The following is an 18509-nucleotide window of genomic DNA, read 5'->3' on the forward strand; positions in this document are numbered from 1 at the left end:
TTTTAATAAGTCAATCTTGGATCGAAGAAACCGATCAACACACCTACAAAAGCAATGACAACCAATAACAGCATGACTTTCAGCGGCGACATCTTTTTCTTTGAAATCAGATACCAGCAGAAAATCACGAATACTGCAGTCAAACCTTTTGGAAGAACGGAATTGATCTGATCATTTAAATTCAGGAAAACTTCCCCTGTATCTGGATTTGTCATTTCAAATACTGTTGTAACAGTTACCCATGTAGCCGCAACAGCACCGATGACCATGCTTCCTAACATCATGATGCTTTCGCGAAGTGCTTTTGATTTTTCACCGGTTAAAAATTCTACAGCTTTTCCACCAAGTTCATATCCTTTAAAGTATAACAGACGCATACCGATCGTAATGATCAAGTTCCATGCAATGATGTAGAAGATTGCACCAACCGGTGAACCGCCAGTTGATAAACCTAATGCAATACCCAGCAATAACGGAATCAATACACCAACGACCAGAGAGTCGCCGATTCCAGCAATCGGTCCCATCAAACCTGCACGCAAACCATTGATCGTGTCGCCGTCAACACCTTCATTATTTGCTCGTGCTTCTTCCAGACCAACTGTCACACCAACGATGACAGATCCTAACTGTGGTTCTGTATTGAAGAATGCTTTATAAGTTTCCAGCGCAGCCGCTTGTTCTTCTTTTGTATCATAGAGATCTTCTACGATCGGCAACATTGCACACAAATAACCAAACGTCTGCATATGCTCTTGTGAAAAACAAGTCAAGTGTCCGTAATACCAATTCCAGAAGGATTTATTTAATGCCTTTTTTGATACTTTTTTCATCTTAGATATCCTCCTCATCATCGTCTTCATCTGCAGTGCTATTGACTGTCGTCTTGCCTAATTGAGCCAATTGAATTTGATAATTGATATAGGCAAACATTGCCGCAATGATCGTAGTAACGACCAGATTGATGCCCAATGCTGCGGCTAAAGCAAAGCCGACAAAGAAAGGAATGAAATCAGCCGCTTTATTAATGATCTGTTTCAATAAGATTGCAATTCCGACGCAAGGCAGCAAGGAACCTACGGTAAAGATCGTCTTCATCGGAATACCATCCATCGGCAATACTTCTTTGATCAAATTGACCATATCTGCTCCAACCAGACAGATAATGAATGTTGGCAGGAACGAACATACGACGTGAGAGATCCAAGGAAGTCCCATATCTACTAAATATAATTTTTTGAAATTTCCTTCATCAACAGCTTTCCATCCGATATGCTGCCAGATCAAGTTCATCGTTGCTGTACCATAGAACAATACAGTACCCAATGTACCGACCATAGCACCAAATGAAGTAGCTAAACCAATGCCGTCTGCATTGGCAGCATCCATACCATAACTCTTCAATGCTAACATAGCTAACGGAATACCAATATAACTAACTGCACGCACATCAGCAGAAACAGTTCCGCCAGGTGTGACCAATGCGATATAAAGCAGCTGCATCGCAGCACCTACCAAAATACCTGTACGTACATCTCCTAAGATCAATCCGCAAACCAAGCCGCCAACTAACGGACGCCCTAATGTATAGTTACCAACAGAAGAACCACCCATACCTGGCATACTTGCCAAACAAGCAAACAAGCCTAATAATGCTGCCTGAAATACATTAATTTCCATTGTCATTCCCCTTTCTAGTAACCAAATTGTCCTTTAAATTTATCCCAGTCACCAATACTTTCATCCGGGATCAAGCGGAATTCAACTTCATAACCTGCTTGTGCGATTGCTTGCAATGCATCTGCTTCCTCTTGTGTGATCGATTGATTATTTCCTAATTTCACTGATCCCGGACGATCATTGCAAGGTCCGATAATAACTTTTTTGATACCGCATTCAAATTTTTGATCTACAAGAATCTTCTTCATATCAATTGGATTCTTTGTGATCAAGAAGTATCTGGTATCGGAATCTAATACTTTCTGACACTTTTTCTTCCAATCTTCCATCGTCCAAACAAATGTCTTCTTTCCGCTTGCACTCTTATAAGCAGCTTTCAATACGCTATTATTTGCAGCTGCATCATTGACTGCAACGATTCCATCACAAGGATACTCCAATGCCCATCTTGTACATGTTTGACCATGGATCATACGGTCGTCTACTCGAATAAATGAAACTGACATCTCTATTCCCTCCTCTTATTAAATGTCCTCTTCTTCATCACTAACTAAAGCGAATTCTTTGATTGCATCTCCTGCTTCACGCAAGCAGGCTTCTCGGATCATTTCTACCTCTTGTTCTTTCATCATGACCGCATTCAATGCCATTGCTAAGTTCATGCCGCCGAATACGATCAAAGGTTTTTTTCCTAAGCTGTCCATGCAATTTAAGAAAGTCGTTAATGGAGAACCTCCGATCAAATCAGCTAATACGATCAGTTCGTCTCCTTCCTGAAATGTTTCCAACATTTCTTTGCAACGAACACTCAATTGATCAACTGCTTCCCCTTTTTCCAATGTGATACAACGAACTTCTTCACAATTGCCGACAAACATTGACAACGTGTCATACAAACCTCTTGCAAAACCGCCGTGTGATACTAAACATACGTATCTCATGATTTCACCCTCGCCCTTTCTGAATACGGTTTCATTATAGAGAATTGTTTCCTTTCAAAAAACTGTATTTTGTCAGTAGTTTTTTTGACGCGCATCATCTCTTTCATGACAAATGTCATGTCTTTTTCCAAAATTGCTCATATCAATTCAAAAAAAGCATGAATATTGCTCCTATCGGCCGATGACATTTGTCATGAACAGTTTATTTTGCAATGCTTCCTTCTCTTTTCAATACATCTTTTTTTTGTTATGCTTAGGGAAAAGGAAGTGACACAATGCACATTCAATTAGTCATCTTTGATGTAGATGGAACCTTATATGATCTAAATAAACACTGTATCCCTGCAAGTACCATTCACGCGATCCAACAGATGAAAAAAAAAGGGACGCGTTTTGCCATTGCTACCGGACGTGCCCATTATGGTTTGGGAAAAGCGCTCAATGATCTGCATGCCGACTATATTATCGCTGATAGCGGCGGAGTGATCGTAGATCAACAACAGAACATTCTCTATCATCAAGACATTCCTTATGAACAATGTTGTGCTCTTGTTCAATATGCTCAAGAACATGAAGCTGGTTTGTTGCTAAAATTTCCGAAACATATGTATATCTATCAGCATCCGGAAAAGATTGATTGGCTGATCGGACAGATGAATTCAGACATCGGCAGAGAACCCTTCATCTTTCATCCGGAACAAGACCGGCATTTCCTAGAATTACCGCAATGCGCCAGTCTGCATGATGATGAGGACCGCGTCAAAGAATTTGCTAAACATTGTCCCCTCTCTTTCCGTCAATTTTCAAAAAATGGATTTGACATCGCTCCAAATGGCGTAAACAAAGGGACCGGCATTCGAAAATTATTGGAGATTCTGCATTTACATAAAGAAGATTGCGCATGTTTCGGGGATAATTATAATGATATCGAAATGATGGAATCATGCGGATATCGCATCGCGATGGGCAATGCGATAGAACCAATTAAAGAAATGGCAGATTATGTAACCGCGCCAATTGATGAAGACGGCATCCAAAAAGGACTGGCGCACCTGCATCTCATATAACAAACCAAAAGAACAGATTTCAAAACGGGCATTCCTGTACATAAGAGCCATTGTATCAGAAGGATACAGATAGCTTTTTATTTGGAACACTGTCTTTTCATCAAAATCATCATACAACTATAAAAAAGCTATACAGTGGATAAACCACTATATAGCCTCCTATGCTTTGTCTATGATTTTACTATACGCTATGCTCTTTCTGCGCTCCATTCAATGATAGCACCATTTGCGCCATTGATCTCAAATTCATATTCCATGCCCTGGTAATGGATCTCTCCTTCATAGATGACCATACCATCATCATAATCTTGTTCAATTTGAATATTGGAGCTGGTAGCACCGCTCACTTTTGCTAAAGCAATCGACTTTGCTTTTTCTAAAGAAATGGAAGCACTTGTACTGTTATTCGTATTTTGTGAAGGTTCCCAGTTTTCAATATCATAATCTTTTGCCAGAATAGCACCATTGCTCTTTGCAATTTCATAATCATATTCTGTCTGATTTGCATAAAATTCTACTTCGTAAACTGCCTGTCCTTTTTCATAATCTTCTTTTACCTGGATAAATTTTGCACTAGAAGCACTAACACCTGCGTCCTGCAATGCAATTGTCTGTGCTTGTTGTCTAGTAATGGTAGATGCAGCTGATTGTGTTTGCTGTTTGGCTGTCTGCTTTTGAGCAGATGAAGATGAAGCTGTATTATTCTGTGTTGTCTGCTTTTGCGTGGAAGAAGAGCTGCTTGCTGTATTTTGCTTAGAAGTACTTTGTGTTGTTTTTACTGTTTCCTTTTCATGTTTGACAACTGTACCGCTTTGTTCATCGATCTCGTAATCATAGTGTGTATTATTTGCATTAAATTCTACATCGATCACAGAACGCCCGTCATCCAGATCATTTTTAATTATTAGATTGCTTACTTCGCTTTCTTGTACGCCGGCATGCTGCAAAGCAGCTGCTTTTGCTTCTTCTTGCGTAATGGCATTGGTATTATTTGTTGTTTGTGAAGCATTTGCCATCATCGGTGATGAAGGGTTTGCATATGCGCCGCATCCTGCCAATACAGTGATCAAACCTGCTGTTGCCGTTAGTTTCAATAAGTTCTTTTTCATATATTCCTCCATTTCCCCGCGCCTAAGGTCGCGCGGACACAAATATTTCATCAATAAATCTCACACGTCTCATTTTTTCGTGTTACCATATAAGAGAGGTGGTACACTACAGAGCACGTGGAGGTGAGTAGGAATTCTACTCAATTGAATATCCTGTATATATATAAGTTGCCGTCATCATCTCAAGCACAAATAAGTAGGACTTTGAGCCTGGACACTTATGATTGTTCAATCAACTGTTGTCGATTCGCTTTGATGACAGTCAATGCCACCTCTCCTTTTGCATGAAAGGAGTTTTTTTATGGTAATGAAAATCGTTCGTTTCAACTGTTGTGGCATGGATGTTCACAAAAACCTGGTTGTCGCTACTATTGGGATCACCGATAGAAAGACCAACATTACAGAATACTTCCAACGATCCTTCTCCACTTTAAACTCCGACCTATACCGTTTAAAGGATTGGCTGCGATCTCATCACTGTTCTGATGTCTGTATGGAGTCTACCGGTAAATACTGGATCCCGATCTTTAACATTCTTGAAGATGAGACCAATGTCCATTTAACTCACCCCAAGTATGTCAAAGCCATCAAAGGCAAGAAGACAGATAAGAAAGATTCCAAATGGATCTGTGATCTCTTCAAACATGATCTGATCAAGTTTTCGTTTATCCCTCCCAAAGAAATTCGGGAGATGCGTGAGATCGCACGTTACAGATACAAACTGGTCTGCATGCGTTCTTCAGAACGGAATCGTTATCAAAACTGTATGACCATTTCTAATGTCGGTCTGGCTTCTGTTGTTTCAGATCCTTTTGGCAAGACGGCTTCCAACATTATGAAAGAAGTCATGAAATCCAATGTGATCGATGATGACAAGATCCTAAAGCTCGTTCACAAAAACTGTAAGAACAAAGATAAGATACTGGACTCTCTTCATGGCTATCACATTGAATCGGATCAACGATTCAAGATGGAAAAATCTTTGGATCATATGGAATATTTAGATCAGCTCATTGATTCATGCGAAGTGGAATTGATTAAGCGTGCGTATCCTTTTCGCAGATCTTTTCAGCACATCACACAAATAAAAGGAATCAGTGCTTTATCTGCTATTCTTATCATCTCTGAAATAGGAATTGATATGTCTCAGTTCGAATCCGACAAACAGCTTGTCAGTTGGGCCGGACTTTCTCCTGCCAACAACGAGAGTGCCGGCAAGAAAAAGTCAGTCCGTATCTCAAAAGCTGGACAGTATCTCAAACCTCTGCTTGTCCAATGTGCTTTATCGGCCATCAAAGATAAGACATCTTATTTTGGAAGAAAGTATTCCAATATCAAGAAACGACGAGGTCATAAGAAAGCAATCATTGCGATCGCACGCATGATGCTGGTCAGCATCTACCACATGATCCTTACAGGAGAAGAATTTAATCCATGTGACCATGAATCCTTTATGGATCCAAAACCAAACGCCAATCCTTCACTTACAGTTGAAAAAGCATTGAACTTTTTAAAACAATCTGGCATTGATATTTCTTCTATTCCAGTCAACTTATAAATTTTTTCGATATCTTTTACCTCCTGTTTTTAAGTCGGCCCTTTTTGCGCATTTTTATTCACACTTTTTCCTCCTGTTTTCTTTTTACACTTTTATTGTAATTGGCAAAGATGAAAATAAGATGAATGCGGAAAATATTTTAAAAAAATAAAAAGGCACCAGCTGGCGCCTATACCAAGTCATACAATTCTAATAATTGTGCAGGACTTGTCTGCTGTTTTTCTTTTTGATCAAGCTGTGCAACGATGTGTCCCTCGTTCATGATGATCGTACGATTTCCATATTCGAAAGATTGACGAAGATTATGGGTGATCATGATCGTAGTGATATGATGCTCCTGAATAATTTTTTCTGTCAGATCCATAACGATCGCTGCCGTTTTGGGATCTAAGGCAGCAGTGTGCTCATCTAACAATAATAATTTGGGAGGAACGATCGTTGCCATCAACAGAGCCAGCGCCTGACGCTGACCTCCAGACAACAATCCCACAGGCTGCTGCATACGATCTTCCAAGCCAAGCCCTAAGCGCATCAATTGTTCGCGGAAATATTGATAATCGCTTTTTCGTATAGCCTTGCACAATCCTTTTCTTTTTCCTCTGCTGTACGCTAAGCCAAGATTTTCAACGATACTCATATCTGGTGCAGTTCCCCGCATTGGATCTTGAAATAAACGGCCGATATAGCGGCTGCGCATATACTCTGGTTGCTTGCTGAGGTCCATGCCATCTAACAGGATACAGCCTTCATCCATCATCAAAGATCCGCTGATCACATTCAACAGTGTGCTTTTCCCTGCTCCATTACTGCCTAATACACAGACGAAATCCCCGGCATCCAGGTGCAGAGAGACATGATCCAATGCTTTTCGTTCATTGACCGTATTTGGATAAAAAGTAATACTGGCATCTTTTAGATCTAACATATCATTTCCTCCGTTTCTTTAAATAAGGCAGTGAAATGGCGATGGCAACTAATGCTGCACTAAATAAATTCAGATCACTGGCACTCATACCGAATTGCAAAGCAAACGTTAATAAAAAACGATAGATCAAAGAACCGGCAATGACGCTGAACAAACCGCGGACGATCGTCTTATGTCCAAAGAACGCTTCTCCGACAATGATAGAAGCTAATCCCAATACCATCTTTCCTGTAGAACTGCTGACATCCGCAAAAGATTGATACTGTACCAAGATTGCCCCAGATAAAGCAATGATTCCATTTGCCAACGCTAAGCCTAAGAGTTTCATATGGTCGGCATTGATACTGGAAGCTTTCACCATCGATTCATTGCTGCCCGTAGCACGCATGCTCAACCCTAATTGGGTATTTAGGAATAGATAAACCAAAATGGTTAAGATCAGCAAAGCAAAACAGATAACAACTAAATCACCTATATCTTTTCCAAATATGGATTGTGCTTGTGTGAAAATCGTTTCAAAACCAAACAAGGAAATATTAGGTTTTCCTCCTTGGATACGGAGATTGACAGAATACAGTGCAGTCATTGTCAGGATACCGGCAAGGATCGGTTGAATGTGCAGTTTCGTCATCAAGATCCCTGTAACGATGCCGCAGCAGGCACCGCACAAAAATGCTGCTAATAAACCTAGATAAGGGTGGAAGGCAACACTGCAAACAGCAGCTGCTGCACAACCGCAAGTAAAGCTACCATCAATCGTTAAATCTGGTATGTTCAGGACGCGAAAGGATAAATAAACGCCCAATCCCATTATTGCATAGATCAGCCCTAATTCAACTGCGCCGATCATCACCGATATACTCATAAACTATCACTCCGTTTTCATCATCACTAATTTTTCATTTTCGGCAATCGAATCTGGCAAGGTAATCCCTAATGCCTGCATAGTGGACTCATTTACATAAATGCTCAGATCCGTTTTAAACTGTTTTACCGGAATATCCGCTGTCGCAGTTCCCTTTAACACTTGATCGACCATGCGTGCTGTTTCTCTGCCTAAATCTTCATAATCGATGCCGACTGTTAAAAAGCCGCCGTCATTGACCATAGAATCTGCTCCGACATAATACGGTATCTGATGTTCAATTGCACTTTGTGCACCAGCGCTCATGGCAGATGCGACCGTGTTATCATTTGGTGAAAAGATGGCATCGCAAGATGCGGACAGTGTGGTGACTGCTTGCTGTACATCATTTGTACTTGTCACTGTTACTTCCTGCATTTCAATATCATGTTCTTCACAGAATGCCTTTGCTTTTTCGATGTTCGTTACAGAATTTGCCTCACTTGCATTATAAATGACACCTAAGCGTTTCAGATCCGGGTCAACTTCTAAAGCTGTTGCCAAAATCTGATCGACCTGTACATCATCCATTGTTCCGGTGATATTTTTATCCGGCTTTTCCAGTGTCGTGGTCAAACCGGCTCCGATAGGATCGGACACCGCTGCAAAGACTACTGGAATATCCTGTGCATATTTTGCAGCAGCCTGTGCTGTTGGTGTCGCAATGGCCATAATAACATCGGTTCCATCACCCGATACAGTAGATAAGATGCTGTTTAGTGTTGAAGTATCATTGCCGGCATCATAATATTCGATTTCTATATTTTCACCATCTGTATATCCTAATTCTTTCAACTCATCCGTAAAACTATCGCGGATCGTATTCAAAGAAGAATGGGATACGATCTGTACCACGCTTATCTTCTTGATTTCCTTATCTCCATTTGCCGCTGTACATCCACACAGCATGCCTAACGTTGCTAATGCTGCAATCATAATTTTGTTCATTCGTCTCATATTCTTTTCTCCTTTTTTTCTTTCCTTTATCAATACACTTTCGCAGACAGCATTTCTGCCAAGCATGCATGGAATTTACCATGCGACCAACCCCTTTCATTTATAAAAAAAATCTGTCCAAAAGCATTTGCTTCAGGACAGATCAATTGACTCTGCGGTACCACCTGATTTGATTTTTCCCTATAAAAAATCCACTCTTCAAGATTCAAACAAATCTCTAGTCCGATAACGGGGACAGCCGTCGCACATACTCAGGTTCATCCTTTTCCTTTTGCCCTCCAGAGTCCATTTACAAACCCGCTTCCCGCGAAATTTCCACCGTCATCCGCTCTCTTTACGTGCGCTGCATGTTTTATCTCTCTGTCATTGGTTACTCTAACTTTATGAAAAAATGTAAGCAAAGTCAAGAAAAAAATGAAAAAAATTTAGTTTTTGTGAAAAAATTTCAAAAAAAGGCAGCATAAAGCTGCCGGACAACTAATTTACTTTTGCATCTAACGTATTGTCTTTTACAACGACATCATGTGCGCCGCCTTCTACGATACTAGTGGAAGATACCAAAGTGATTTTTGCTTTTTGCTGCAATTCCTCGATCGTTAAAGCTCCGCAATTGCACATTGTATGTTTGATCTTGCTGATCGTAAGATCCACATTGTCTTTCAATGCACCTGCATAAGGCACATAAGAATCCACGCCTTCGACGAAAGACAGTTTATTGGCACCACCCATGTCATAACGCTGCCAGTTGCGTGCACGTGCGCTTCCTTCGCCCCAGTATTCTTTCATATAGCTTCCGTTGATGGTTACTTTCTTTGTTGGTGATTCTTCAAAACGGGAAAAATAACGTCCCAGCATGACAAAGTCAGCACCCATGGCCAGAGCTAATGTAATATGGTAATCATGAACGATTCCGCCATCTGAACAGATAGGAATATATACTCCTGTTTCTTTATAGTATTCATCCCGGGCTTTTGCTACTTCAATAGTGGCAGTTGCTTGCCCACGTCCAATTCCTTTTTGTTCACGTGTAATGCAGATCGAACCGCCGCCGATGCCGATCTTGATAAAGTCTGCACCAGCCTCTGCCAGGAAACGGAATCCTTCTGCATCCACGACATTGCCTGCACCTACTTTTACGCTGTCCCCATAGTGATCGCGGATCCATTTTAATGTACGATATTGCCATTCGCTGAATCCCTCGCTAGAATCGATGCACAATACGTCTGCACCGGCTTCGATCAGTGCAGGAACACGCTGCTCATAGTCGCGTGTATTGATACCAGCGCCGACGATATAACGTTTATCCGCATCCAGCAACTCATTTGGATGTTCTTTATGGGAATCATAATCTTTACGGAAAACAAATGCCTTTAAACGCTGCTGGTCATCTACGATCGGCAGCTGATTCAATTTATGCTCCCAAATAAGATCATTTGCCTCAGACAAAGAACAGCCATCTTTTCCACAGATCAATTTTTCGAACGGTGTCATAAATTCTGTTACTTTTGTCTGGATATCCATGCGGGAAATACGATAATCTCTGCTAGTAATGATACCTAACAGTTTTCCCTCAGCCGTACCGTCTTCCGTGATTGCCATTGTTGAATGGCCTGTTTCCTCTTTCTTTGCTAATACATCCGCCAATGTTGCCTGTGCAGATAAATTGGAATCACTGCGTACAAATCCGGCTTTGGTTGCTTTGACACGGCGCACCATCGCCGCCTCGTTCTCTACGCTTTGCGATCCGTAGATAAAAGAAATTCCTCCTTCTCTTGCCAAAGCACATGCCATGCGCTCTCCGGAAACAGATTGCATGATGGCAGATACCATTGGGATGTTCATCGTAAGCGAAGGTTCTTCTTCTCCTTTTCGAAACTTGACGACAGGTGTTTTTAAAGATACATTGGCCGGCGTACACTCACTTGAAGAATAGCCAGGCACTAATAAATACTCACTAAACGTACGTGATGGTTCTGTAAAATAAGTTGCCACAATTTCACACTCCTTCATTTGAATTTTTTTCAATTATAATCGCTTTTAACTGAAAAATCAACCGTTTCCAAAAAATTGATACAAACGAAAAAAAACACGAGAAACATCGGCTTTTTTGAATGTTTTTACAAAGAAAAAAACACGCATTTTTTACATTTTTGCGTGTTTCTTTCATTTATTCTTCACTCTCGATAAACTGACAGATGATGGTCGAATACGGCTGGATTTCCAAGTCATACTGCTCCTTTAATGCGGAGCTCCCGTTATAATATACAATATCGGCCGGTTTCGGCAAATGATAGTACATCGTATTGCCGCTTGGGTTAAAGAAACACCACATTTCTTCTTTTGCATCTTTTGCTTTATAAATCAATGCTTGCCCATTGATTTCCTCAAAGACGACATTCTGATAAAGATCTTCCGTGATGCTATAACGGAAACAAGGATGTTCTTTGCGAATTTGAATCAGGCTCTTTGTATGTTCCACCATGTCTTGATAGTCATTTCTTCGTCCATAATCAATTTGATTGATCGCATCGCTTTGATCATAAGAATTACCAATTCCATGTTTGGTTCGGGCAAATTCCTGACCGCTGTGTAAAAAAGGAATTCCTTGTGCCAGCAAGACCATGGCGTTCATCATTTCCTGACGGCGCTTGCGAATCCAGCGCTCCTCCCCTCGGCAGCATTCACGCATCTTGTCCCATGCAGTATGGTTGTCGTGGCATTCTACATAATTTACCACATTTCGCGGATTGGCAAATAACTGCCCTGCACCGAAATCCACACAGCTTGCACATAAGCAATTCTTTACAACATCTAACAGATGTTCACCTCCGGTACAAAAGCCTTTATTAGCGATATCGTATACAGAGGTACTGCCTTTGATCACATCGCGAAAGCGATCAGAAAAGTGTGCTACGAAGGGCATCTTGCCTGTATTGGGAATAGATGCGCGCAACTCTTGAGGTAAAAAACTTGGCATATCCCATCCTTCGCCATACACCATAAAATCAGGATTGATGCTGCGGCAGCGAAGATAAATTTCATTCACCAGATCGCTGCTCAAGATTCCCATCAAATCTAAGCGGAGCCCGTCAATATGATAAAATCTGGTCATCCATACGCACGTATCGATAAAATAACGTTTGCTCATCTTACGTGTCGTATCGATATCATTGCCGCACCAGGAGCCATTGGAAAAATCCCCTTGTTCATTCATCAAAAAGAAATAATTAGGTATGATATTTTCAAATGCAAAATTCTCTTTATCATATACATGGTTGAATACCACATCCAAATTGACGCGTAAACCGTGCTTATGACACTGCTCTATTAACGAACCAAATTCACGCATGCGGGCAGAATAGGATAAAACGTTCGTACTGTAAATACCCTCTAAGCAGCGATAATGTACCGGATCATAGCCCCAGTTATAGAATAATTGCGGATACACTTCATCTACAGAACCAAAATCAAAAACCGGCATCAATTGAACATGCGTGACCCCTAGCGAACGCAAATAAGAAAAGCCCGTTTGCATTGCTTCTGTCACTGGATTTTCTTCTACAAAACCGCGAAACGTACCTGGATAATGTACACCGATTCCTGATTGAATCGTAAAATCACGGACACTTGTTTCATAGATGATTGCATCGCAGGCACTTTTCATTTTGGGAAGAGGATAGGTTTGAAAGCGCAGGCTTTCTTGATCGCAAATGGCACTGACCATGCTGTTGGCACCGCCGCAGATTGCATAAGGATCAATGGTCTCTCGCCATTTTCCATTTACACGGACATGATAGGTATATGCTACGCCTTCTAAATCACCAGGAACGACTGTACGCCATACACCTTTCTCTCCGCGTTTCAGCTCAAAAGCTTCACAGATGCCATTGTTTCTTTTCAATTCCAATACAATGCGAAATGCAGTTGGTGCCCATAATGCAAAAGACGTATGCCGACGGCTGTACATTGTCCCAAGATCATTTCCATCATAATAAAATTCTTCATCAAAACGATCACTTTTTACGATGTAGGAATATTCCGCAATCGTTTTTCTCGCATGTTCATGATAGACATAATATTCTTCCCCGATCGTCAACTCATCTTCGATCTCCAGAACATATTTTCGATAATTATTCTGTGTGTCTTCAATGGAACGGATCTTTAATTCAATGATCTGATCTTTGCTATCTTTAAGAAAGAAGCGGGAACTCTTTCCCTCATAGCTCTGTTTTGACATATAAACAACTACTTTGTCATACCCATCGATGTATGCCTCAAAATAATCTTTCTGTCGCATAGGAAGTTCATCCTCTCCTTTATATCATTGCTATTGTAACACAAGTAACTCAATTCTTATTTTCTTTTTTTGCGATTTCATAAGAAAACAGGGAAGATTCCATTCCCTGCATGCTCTACTGTTGTTTTTGTCGCTGAATAAAATAAGAAGCTTTTAATTGAAGACGTGTTGGGGCAAAACGAATCAGCATCCGCCCGCACTTCATCCAAAATCCGGGCACGATCACGCGCTGTTCACGAAACATGCCGGAAATTGCCTGATACGCAACATTTTGCGGTTTCATTCCTTTAAAGGCAAAGCGCACATTCGCAACCCGGTTAAACTCCGTACGTACAGGTCCCGGACATAACACGCTGATATGTACGTTGCTGTGTTTGTGTTTCAGTTCGCCATAAATGGCTTCGCTCAAACGAAGCACATAGGCTTTGCTGGCATAATAAGTTGACATCAATGGACCTGGCAGATAACCAGCTAAGCTGGCAACATTCAAGATATAACCATAATCTCTGGCAATAAAATCTTTTAGAAACAATTTGGTTAAGATGTGCACTGCTTTGATATTTACATTGATCATATCTAAATCGGTATCAAGATCCACTTCATCAAAGGAGCCATATGCACCGAAACCTGCATTATTGACCAAAATATCAATTTCTTCTGCTTTTAAGCGTTCATATAACAAACGACAGCTGTTTTCATCTTTGAGATCCATTGAAATGATCTGCACATTCCCGTCCAATTCTTCTTTCAGTTCCTGTAAACGTGTCATTCGTCTGGCAACCAGGATCACATCGATTCCCATATCTGATAATTGCCGTGCTATTTCTTTTCCGATCCCGCTGCTGGCACCTGTGATCAAAGCTTTCATTCGTGCACCTCCTTATTCATTTTCACATTCCCATTGACAATCACTAAAGCCATTGGATATCGTTCCTTTGACATGAAAATGGTATGCTTTCCCATTACGTTTCATTTGAAAATGAAACACAAATGCATCTTTTCCATCCTCGCTTAAAGTGATTGTCTGTAACTGAATGATTTCACCCAACTCTTTTCTAGTAAGTTTATTTTCTTTCTCCTGACTTTCATTATATTCCGATACAAAAGTATCCCCAATGCATTTAATTGCATCGTTGCGCCAGCCGGCCTGTCTCTTTTTTAATTTATAAAACAGATGCATAGCTTCTTCACCCGTTTGTTTGAGAAGGATCTCTTCTTTTCCAAATGTTAATGTTCCTTCATTTTTCACCGTTTTTTTCTGCGGCAATTCTTTGGGTACATATTGCTGCAATAACGCATCTTCACAATCCAGATCCAATAATTCCAGCAATTCCAGCCCTGCTTCGCATGGACGTACTTTTGCATGAAAGATCGTGTTCGCTTTTAGTTGCTGCTGCAAAGCATGTACGCCATCTTCATCGCTTTCTTTTTCCAATCGGATCTTTTCAACATGTACTTCCTCACTATTTTCTTCGTGCCATGCACTTAAGATCACGCTGGCTGTCCAATAAAACGCCTCTCCGCTTTTATGTGCACCGACACCGATCGGACCACATAATCCATAAACGATCAGCGGCTGTTGATATTGACTTTGTTTTTTTCCAAATATACGATCGAGGAATCGCATTTTCAATCACCTCTGTATTATACATTTTTTATTATAGCATGTGCCTTTCCATCTGTCATGATGCTGATTCCATCTTCCTTTAAAAGAAAAACAGTTTGTTTTCCATCCAAACTGTTCTTTCTTCCATCAGATCCCTTTGATCTGATGAAAAGCGTGTTGTGCGGCATTGGCACCGTCGCTTGCTGCTGTTACGACCTGCCGCAATGGTTTCGCAACAACATCTCCTACTCCATAGATCCCTTTGACCTTAGTTTCATTATTTTCATCTACCAACATGTAACCACGTGCATCACAGACATCCAATTCTTTCAGGAAAGAAACTGCCGGATCTGCACCGACATAAGGGAAGACTCCTGCGACTTCCAATGTCTGTTCTTCTTTGGTATCTACATCTTGCAGCACGATGCCGTTTACTTTGCTGCCATCATCCAGTATCGCAACAGGTATATGCTTTTTGATGATCACGATGCGTGGATTTTCTTCTACTTGTTTCTGAATATGTTCCTCGCCGCGGAAGACATCCCTGCGGATCACGATAGTCACTTTTTTTGCGAACTGCGTCAAGTAAAGGGCTTCCTCCAATGCGGAGTTTCCGCCGCCGATCACGCATACTTCTTTATCTTTGAAAAATGCGCCGTCGCATACTGCACAGTAAGAAACACCTCGTCCCACATTTTCTGCTTCACCGGCAATATGCAGCATGCGTTCCACTGTTCCGCTGGCAACAATGACTGCCTGGCAAGCATATACGCTGCCATCACTGCAGATTACTTTCTTCTTGTCACCATCCACTTGTATATCGGTTACTTCGCCATATGCATATTCAGCACCAAAACTGGTCGCATGGTCAAACATCTGTGATGCCAGCTCTGCACCGTTGATTTTTTGAATACCCGGCCAGTTGCTGATCTCATTTGTCTTGATCAGCTTCCCGCCTGGGGCACCCATTTCTAGAATCAATGTGGATAGTCCGGCACGGCTGCCGTAGATCGCAGCTGTCATGCCGCCTGGTCCTGCACCAATAATTATAAGATCGTAATATCGTTCCATTCGTGTTCCTCCTTCACTACGGAAATCAATTCCTGTAAATCATGAATCAAGCGACAAGGTTTCGCTTGCCTTAATTGTTCTTCTCTTGTTCGATCATGTGCAACAGCCACACTGTATGCATCCATTTCTTTTGCGGCCTGGATATCGATGATGGAATCTCCGACATAGATAACATCATCACGACCGCGTCCAAGCTGTTGACATGCCTGGATCAAACCGCTTGGGTCCGGCTTTGGTTTCTGCAATTCATCGCCTCCCAAAACGGCATCGAAATATGTCTCTAACTGTGTATGATGCAATCCCATCATGACGACATCTTTCATCTTATTTGAAACCACTGCCAACGGATATCCCATTTCATGAAGTGCAGACAGTGTCTCTTTTGCGCCTTCAAAAGGGCGGACATATTCATCATGATGTGCAACATTGTATTCGCGATAGACTTGAACAGCCTTCTCCACCATTGTTTCCTCTTGAAAATAACGGCGAAAGCTGACTTGCAGCGGCGGACCGAAGAAAGCATCTTTTTCTTCTTGCGTAACGCTGTGTTCTGGTAATAATTCATGCATAGCATGTTCAAAAGAAGCATCTACCAAAGGACGTGAATCAATCAATGTACCATCCAGATCAAAGATGACGATCGGTTTCTCTTTGCGAAATGGCCAACAGCGTTTCAGCAAGCGATCCCAGAATCCCAGGATCCCGCCAATACCGATCAAAACAAAGAGTAAAGAAACCAGCTGTGCAACACGCAGACCGCCTGCCATCAATGCATCGCTGCGCATTGATTCAATGATAAAACGAACAACGCCGTACCAAGCAAAATAGGCCCAGGCTAGATCGCCCCTTTTTCTTCTTCCATAACGTCTAAAGACGAAAACAATCAAGAAAAAGCCGATCAGATTCGCTATGCTTTCATATAAGAACGTAGGCTGGCGATAGGCTCCATCTATCAGCATGCGTTCTTTGATAAAAGAAGGCCATCCGTTATAATACGAAGGTTCTACGATACCTCCAAATGCTTCCTGGTTAATAAAATTTCCCCAGCGTCCTAATGCTTGCGCTATCAGCACATTGGGAAATATCGCATCCATCACACGCAAGCCGTTGATCTTGCGCCGGCGAAAATACCAGATTCCATAAGCAATGCCTGCGATCAATCCCCCATGGATCGCTAAGCCACCTTCCCATATATAGAAAATTCGGATTGGATCATATGCATACAATGTATTCCATTCGAAGATGACATAATAGATCCTGGCTCCAATAATGGCGATTACCAGCATCGGTACGAAAAAATCTTCCAGAACATTTTCTTTATAACCTTGTTTTCGCATCATGCGTTCACTAAGGGCATATGCAATAAGCGCACCCGTCAAAATCAATGCTGCATACCAAGTGATATGCAAACCGCCGATTGATAAGATGATGCGGCTAGTTGGAAACAGTTCCATCCACTTCCTCCTTGTTTTTCTCAATAAATTCTAAGACACGCTGTTCGAACTCTTTTGCAGAATCCAATCCGTTTTTTGCTAACAGATAATTGGTAACAGCACTTTCAATGATGACGCCCATGGAACGTCCTTCCCTGACTGGAATCGTAATTTTAGGAATTTCCACATCCAGGATGTTCACCGATTTCTTTTCTTCGATTCCTACCCTGTCATAATTGGCTTGCGGATCAAAATGTTCCAATGTGATCTGAAAATCAACATTTGATTTTCTTCCGACAGCACCCACTCCATACATTCTTGAAATATTGATGACACCAACACCGCGCAGCTCCAGCATGCCTTCTAACAACTGCGGCGGTCTTCCCACGATGCGGTTATGAATACGGGAACAATCTACACGATCATCCGCAATCAATTGATGTCCGCGGCGGATCAATTCCAAAGCAATCTCGCTTTTTCCCATTCCGCTTTCTCCGCAAATCAGCACGCCGACCCCATAGATCATCAGCAGCTCGCCATGAACAGAAACGGAACGTGCCAGCTTTTCATCTAGCCAGGAAATGATATTGACGATCGTATGATTTGTTTTTTCGCCGCAGCGAAAGACTGGAAAATTTTTCTTTATTGCGCATTCCCGCAAGATCTGCGGGCATTCATGTCCCCTGGTGATCACTATGGCCGGCGTTTCTTCACCCGTCAAGAAATCAAAAGAACGTTTCTGCGTTTCTTCACTCATCGTATCGATATATGCAATTTCTTTATCTCCCAGGATAACTAATCGCTTTGCCTGCGAGTAATTAAAGTAACCCGCCAATTCCAAACCGGGGCGGTTGGTATCTGTCAATTCGATGACTCTGTTTAAAGACTCTTCATCGCCAGTCAGCTGTTCAAATTGAAAATAATTGGCAAAGTCTTTTACACTTACATGTTTTCCTTCCAT

17 protein-coding genes are annotated in these 18509 nt (G+C 41.5%); 2 read left to right on the forward strand and 15 right to left on the reverse strand.

What is annotated here, in order from left to right:
- Positions 1 to 2: 2 nt before the first annotated feature.
- Genes BQ9859_RS02895 through BQ9859_RS02910 form a run of 4 tightly spaced genes read right to left on the reverse strand, consistent with a single transcriptional unit; the run spans position 3 to position 2621 of the window.
- The gene (locus tag BQ9859_RS02895; protein ID WP_202613441.1) at positions 3 to 833 is read right to left on the reverse strand and encodes a PTS system mannose/fructose/sorbose family transporter subunit IID; all 831 of its coding nucleotides are present in this window, start codon (positions 831 to 833) and stop codon (positions 3 to 5) included.
- 1 nt (position 834) lies between these two features.
- A complete protein-coding gene (locus BQ9859_RS02900; protein WP_075876782.1) occupies positions 835 to 1680 on the reverse strand; it encodes a PTS mannose/fructose/sorbose/N-acetylgalactosamine transporter subunit IIC in 846 nt (281 codons plus the stop codon).
- Positions 1681 to 1694: 14 nt separating this feature from the next.
- Complete coding sequence (locus BQ9859_RS02905; protein WP_075876783.1) at positions 1695 to 2186, reverse strand: PTS sugar transporter subunit IIB; 492 nt, start codon at positions 2184 to 2186, stop codon at positions 1695 to 1697.
- 18 nt (positions 2187 to 2204) lie between these two features.
- Entirely contained in the window at positions 2205 to 2621 is a 417-nt protein-coding gene (locus BQ9859_RS02910) for a PTS sugar transporter subunit IIA (protein ID WP_075876784.1), read from the reverse strand.
- Between the two features lie 275 nt (positions 2622 to 2896).
- Between BQ9859_RS02910 and BQ9859_RS02915 the strand changes: the two genes are divergently transcribed.
- Positions 2897 to 3688, forward strand: a complete 792-nt coding sequence (locus tag BQ9859_RS02915; protein ID WP_075876785.1) for a Cof-type HAD-IIB family hydrolase — start codon at positions 2897 to 2899, stop codon at positions 3686 to 3688.
- 188 nt (positions 3689 to 3876) lie between these two features.
- Here BQ9859_RS02915 and BQ9859_RS02920 read toward each other — a convergent pair whose 3' ends face one another.
- A complete protein-coding gene (locus tag BQ9859_RS02920) occupies positions 3877 to 4848 on the reverse strand; it encodes a PepSY domain-containing protein (RefSeq protein ID WP_083662615.1) in 972 nt (323 codons plus the stop codon).
- Positions 4849 to 5098: 250 nt separating this feature from the next.
- Here BQ9859_RS02920 and BQ9859_RS02925 point away from each other — a divergent pair, with 250 nt between their 5' ends.
- Positions 5099 to 6355 carry an IS110 family RNA-guided transposase gene (locus tag BQ9859_RS02925; RefSeq protein WP_075876229.1) on the forward strand — a complete coding sequence of 419 codons (1257 nt, stop codon included), beginning with the start codon at positions 5099 to 5101 and terminating at the stop codon, positions 6353 to 6355.
- A gap of 169 nt (positions 6356 to 6524) precedes the next feature.
- On the opposite strand, the gene BQ9859_RS02930 is transcribed toward BQ9859_RS02925, so the two are convergent.
- The 10 genes from BQ9859_RS02930 to hprK form a co-directional block, all read right to left on the reverse strand.
- The gene (locus BQ9859_RS02930; RefSeq protein WP_075876787.1) at positions 6525 to 7280 is read right to left on the reverse strand and encodes an ABC transporter ATP-binding protein; all 756 of its coding nucleotides are present in this window, start codon (positions 7278 to 7280) and stop codon (positions 6525 to 6527) included.
- 1 nt (position 7281) lies between these two features.
- Positions 7282 to 8145 carry an ABC transporter permease gene (locus BQ9859_RS02935; RefSeq protein ID WP_075876788.1) on the reverse strand — a complete coding sequence of 288 codons (864 nt, stop codon included), beginning with the start codon at positions 8143 to 8145 and terminating at the stop codon, positions 7282 to 7284.
- Positions 8146 to 8151: 6 nt separating this feature from the next.
- Positions 8152 to 9141: an ABC transporter substrate-binding protein gene (locus BQ9859_RS02940; protein WP_075876940.1), complete on the reverse strand. Its 990-nt coding sequence runs from the start codon at positions 9139 to 9141 to the stop codon at positions 8152 to 8154.
- Positions 9142 to 9618: 477 nt separating this feature from the next.
- Entirely contained in the window at positions 9619 to 11133 is a 1515-nt protein-coding gene (locus tag BQ9859_RS02945; RefSeq protein ID WP_075876789.1) for an IMP dehydrogenase, read from the reverse strand.
- Positions 11134 to 11308: 175 nt separating this feature from the next.
- Positions 11309 to 13438 carry a type I pullulanase gene (pulA, locus tag BQ9859_RS02950; protein ID WP_075876790.1) on the reverse strand — a complete coding sequence of 710 codons (2130 nt, stop codon included), beginning with the start codon at positions 13436 to 13438 and terminating at the stop codon, positions 11309 to 11311.
- A 115-nt stretch (positions 13439 to 13553) separates the two neighbouring features.
- Positions 13554 to 14306 carry an SDR family NAD(P)-dependent oxidoreductase gene (locus BQ9859_RS02955; RefSeq protein WP_075876791.1) on the reverse strand — a complete coding sequence of 251 codons (753 nt, stop codon included), beginning with the start codon at positions 14304 to 14306 and terminating at the stop codon, positions 13554 to 13556.
- 12 nt (positions 14307 to 14318) lie between these two features.
- A complete protein-coding gene (locus BQ9859_RS02960) occupies positions 14319 to 15065 on the reverse strand; it encodes a DUF7021 domain-containing protein (RefSeq protein ID WP_075876792.1) in 747 nt (248 codons plus the stop codon).
- Positions 15066 to 15191: 126 nt separating this feature from the next.
- Entirely contained in the window at positions 15192 to 16115 is a 924-nt protein-coding gene (trxB, locus tag BQ9859_RS02965) for a thioredoxin-disulfide reductase (RefSeq protein WP_075876793.1), read from the reverse strand.
- A complete protein-coding gene (lgt, locus tag BQ9859_RS02970) occupies positions 16091 to 17569 on the reverse strand; it encodes a prolipoprotein diacylglyceryl transferase (protein ID WP_075876794.1) in 1479 nt (492 codons plus the stop codon). The genes trxB and lgt overlap by 25 nt, the downstream gene beginning before the upstream one ends.
- Positions 17550 to 18509 carry an HPr(Ser) kinase/phosphatase gene (gene hprK, locus BQ9859_RS02975; protein WP_075876795.1) on the reverse strand — a complete coding sequence of 320 codons (960 nt, stop codon included), beginning with the start codon at positions 18507 to 18509 and terminating at the stop codon, positions 17550 to 17552. The genes lgt and hprK overlap by 20 nt, the downstream gene beginning before the upstream one ends.

Origin of the sequence: Merdibacter massiliensis (assembly GCF_900155395.1) — a bacterium.
Lineage (GTDB): Bacteria > Bacillota_I > Bacilli_A > Erysipelotrichales > Erysipelotrichaceae > Merdibacter > Merdibacter massiliensis.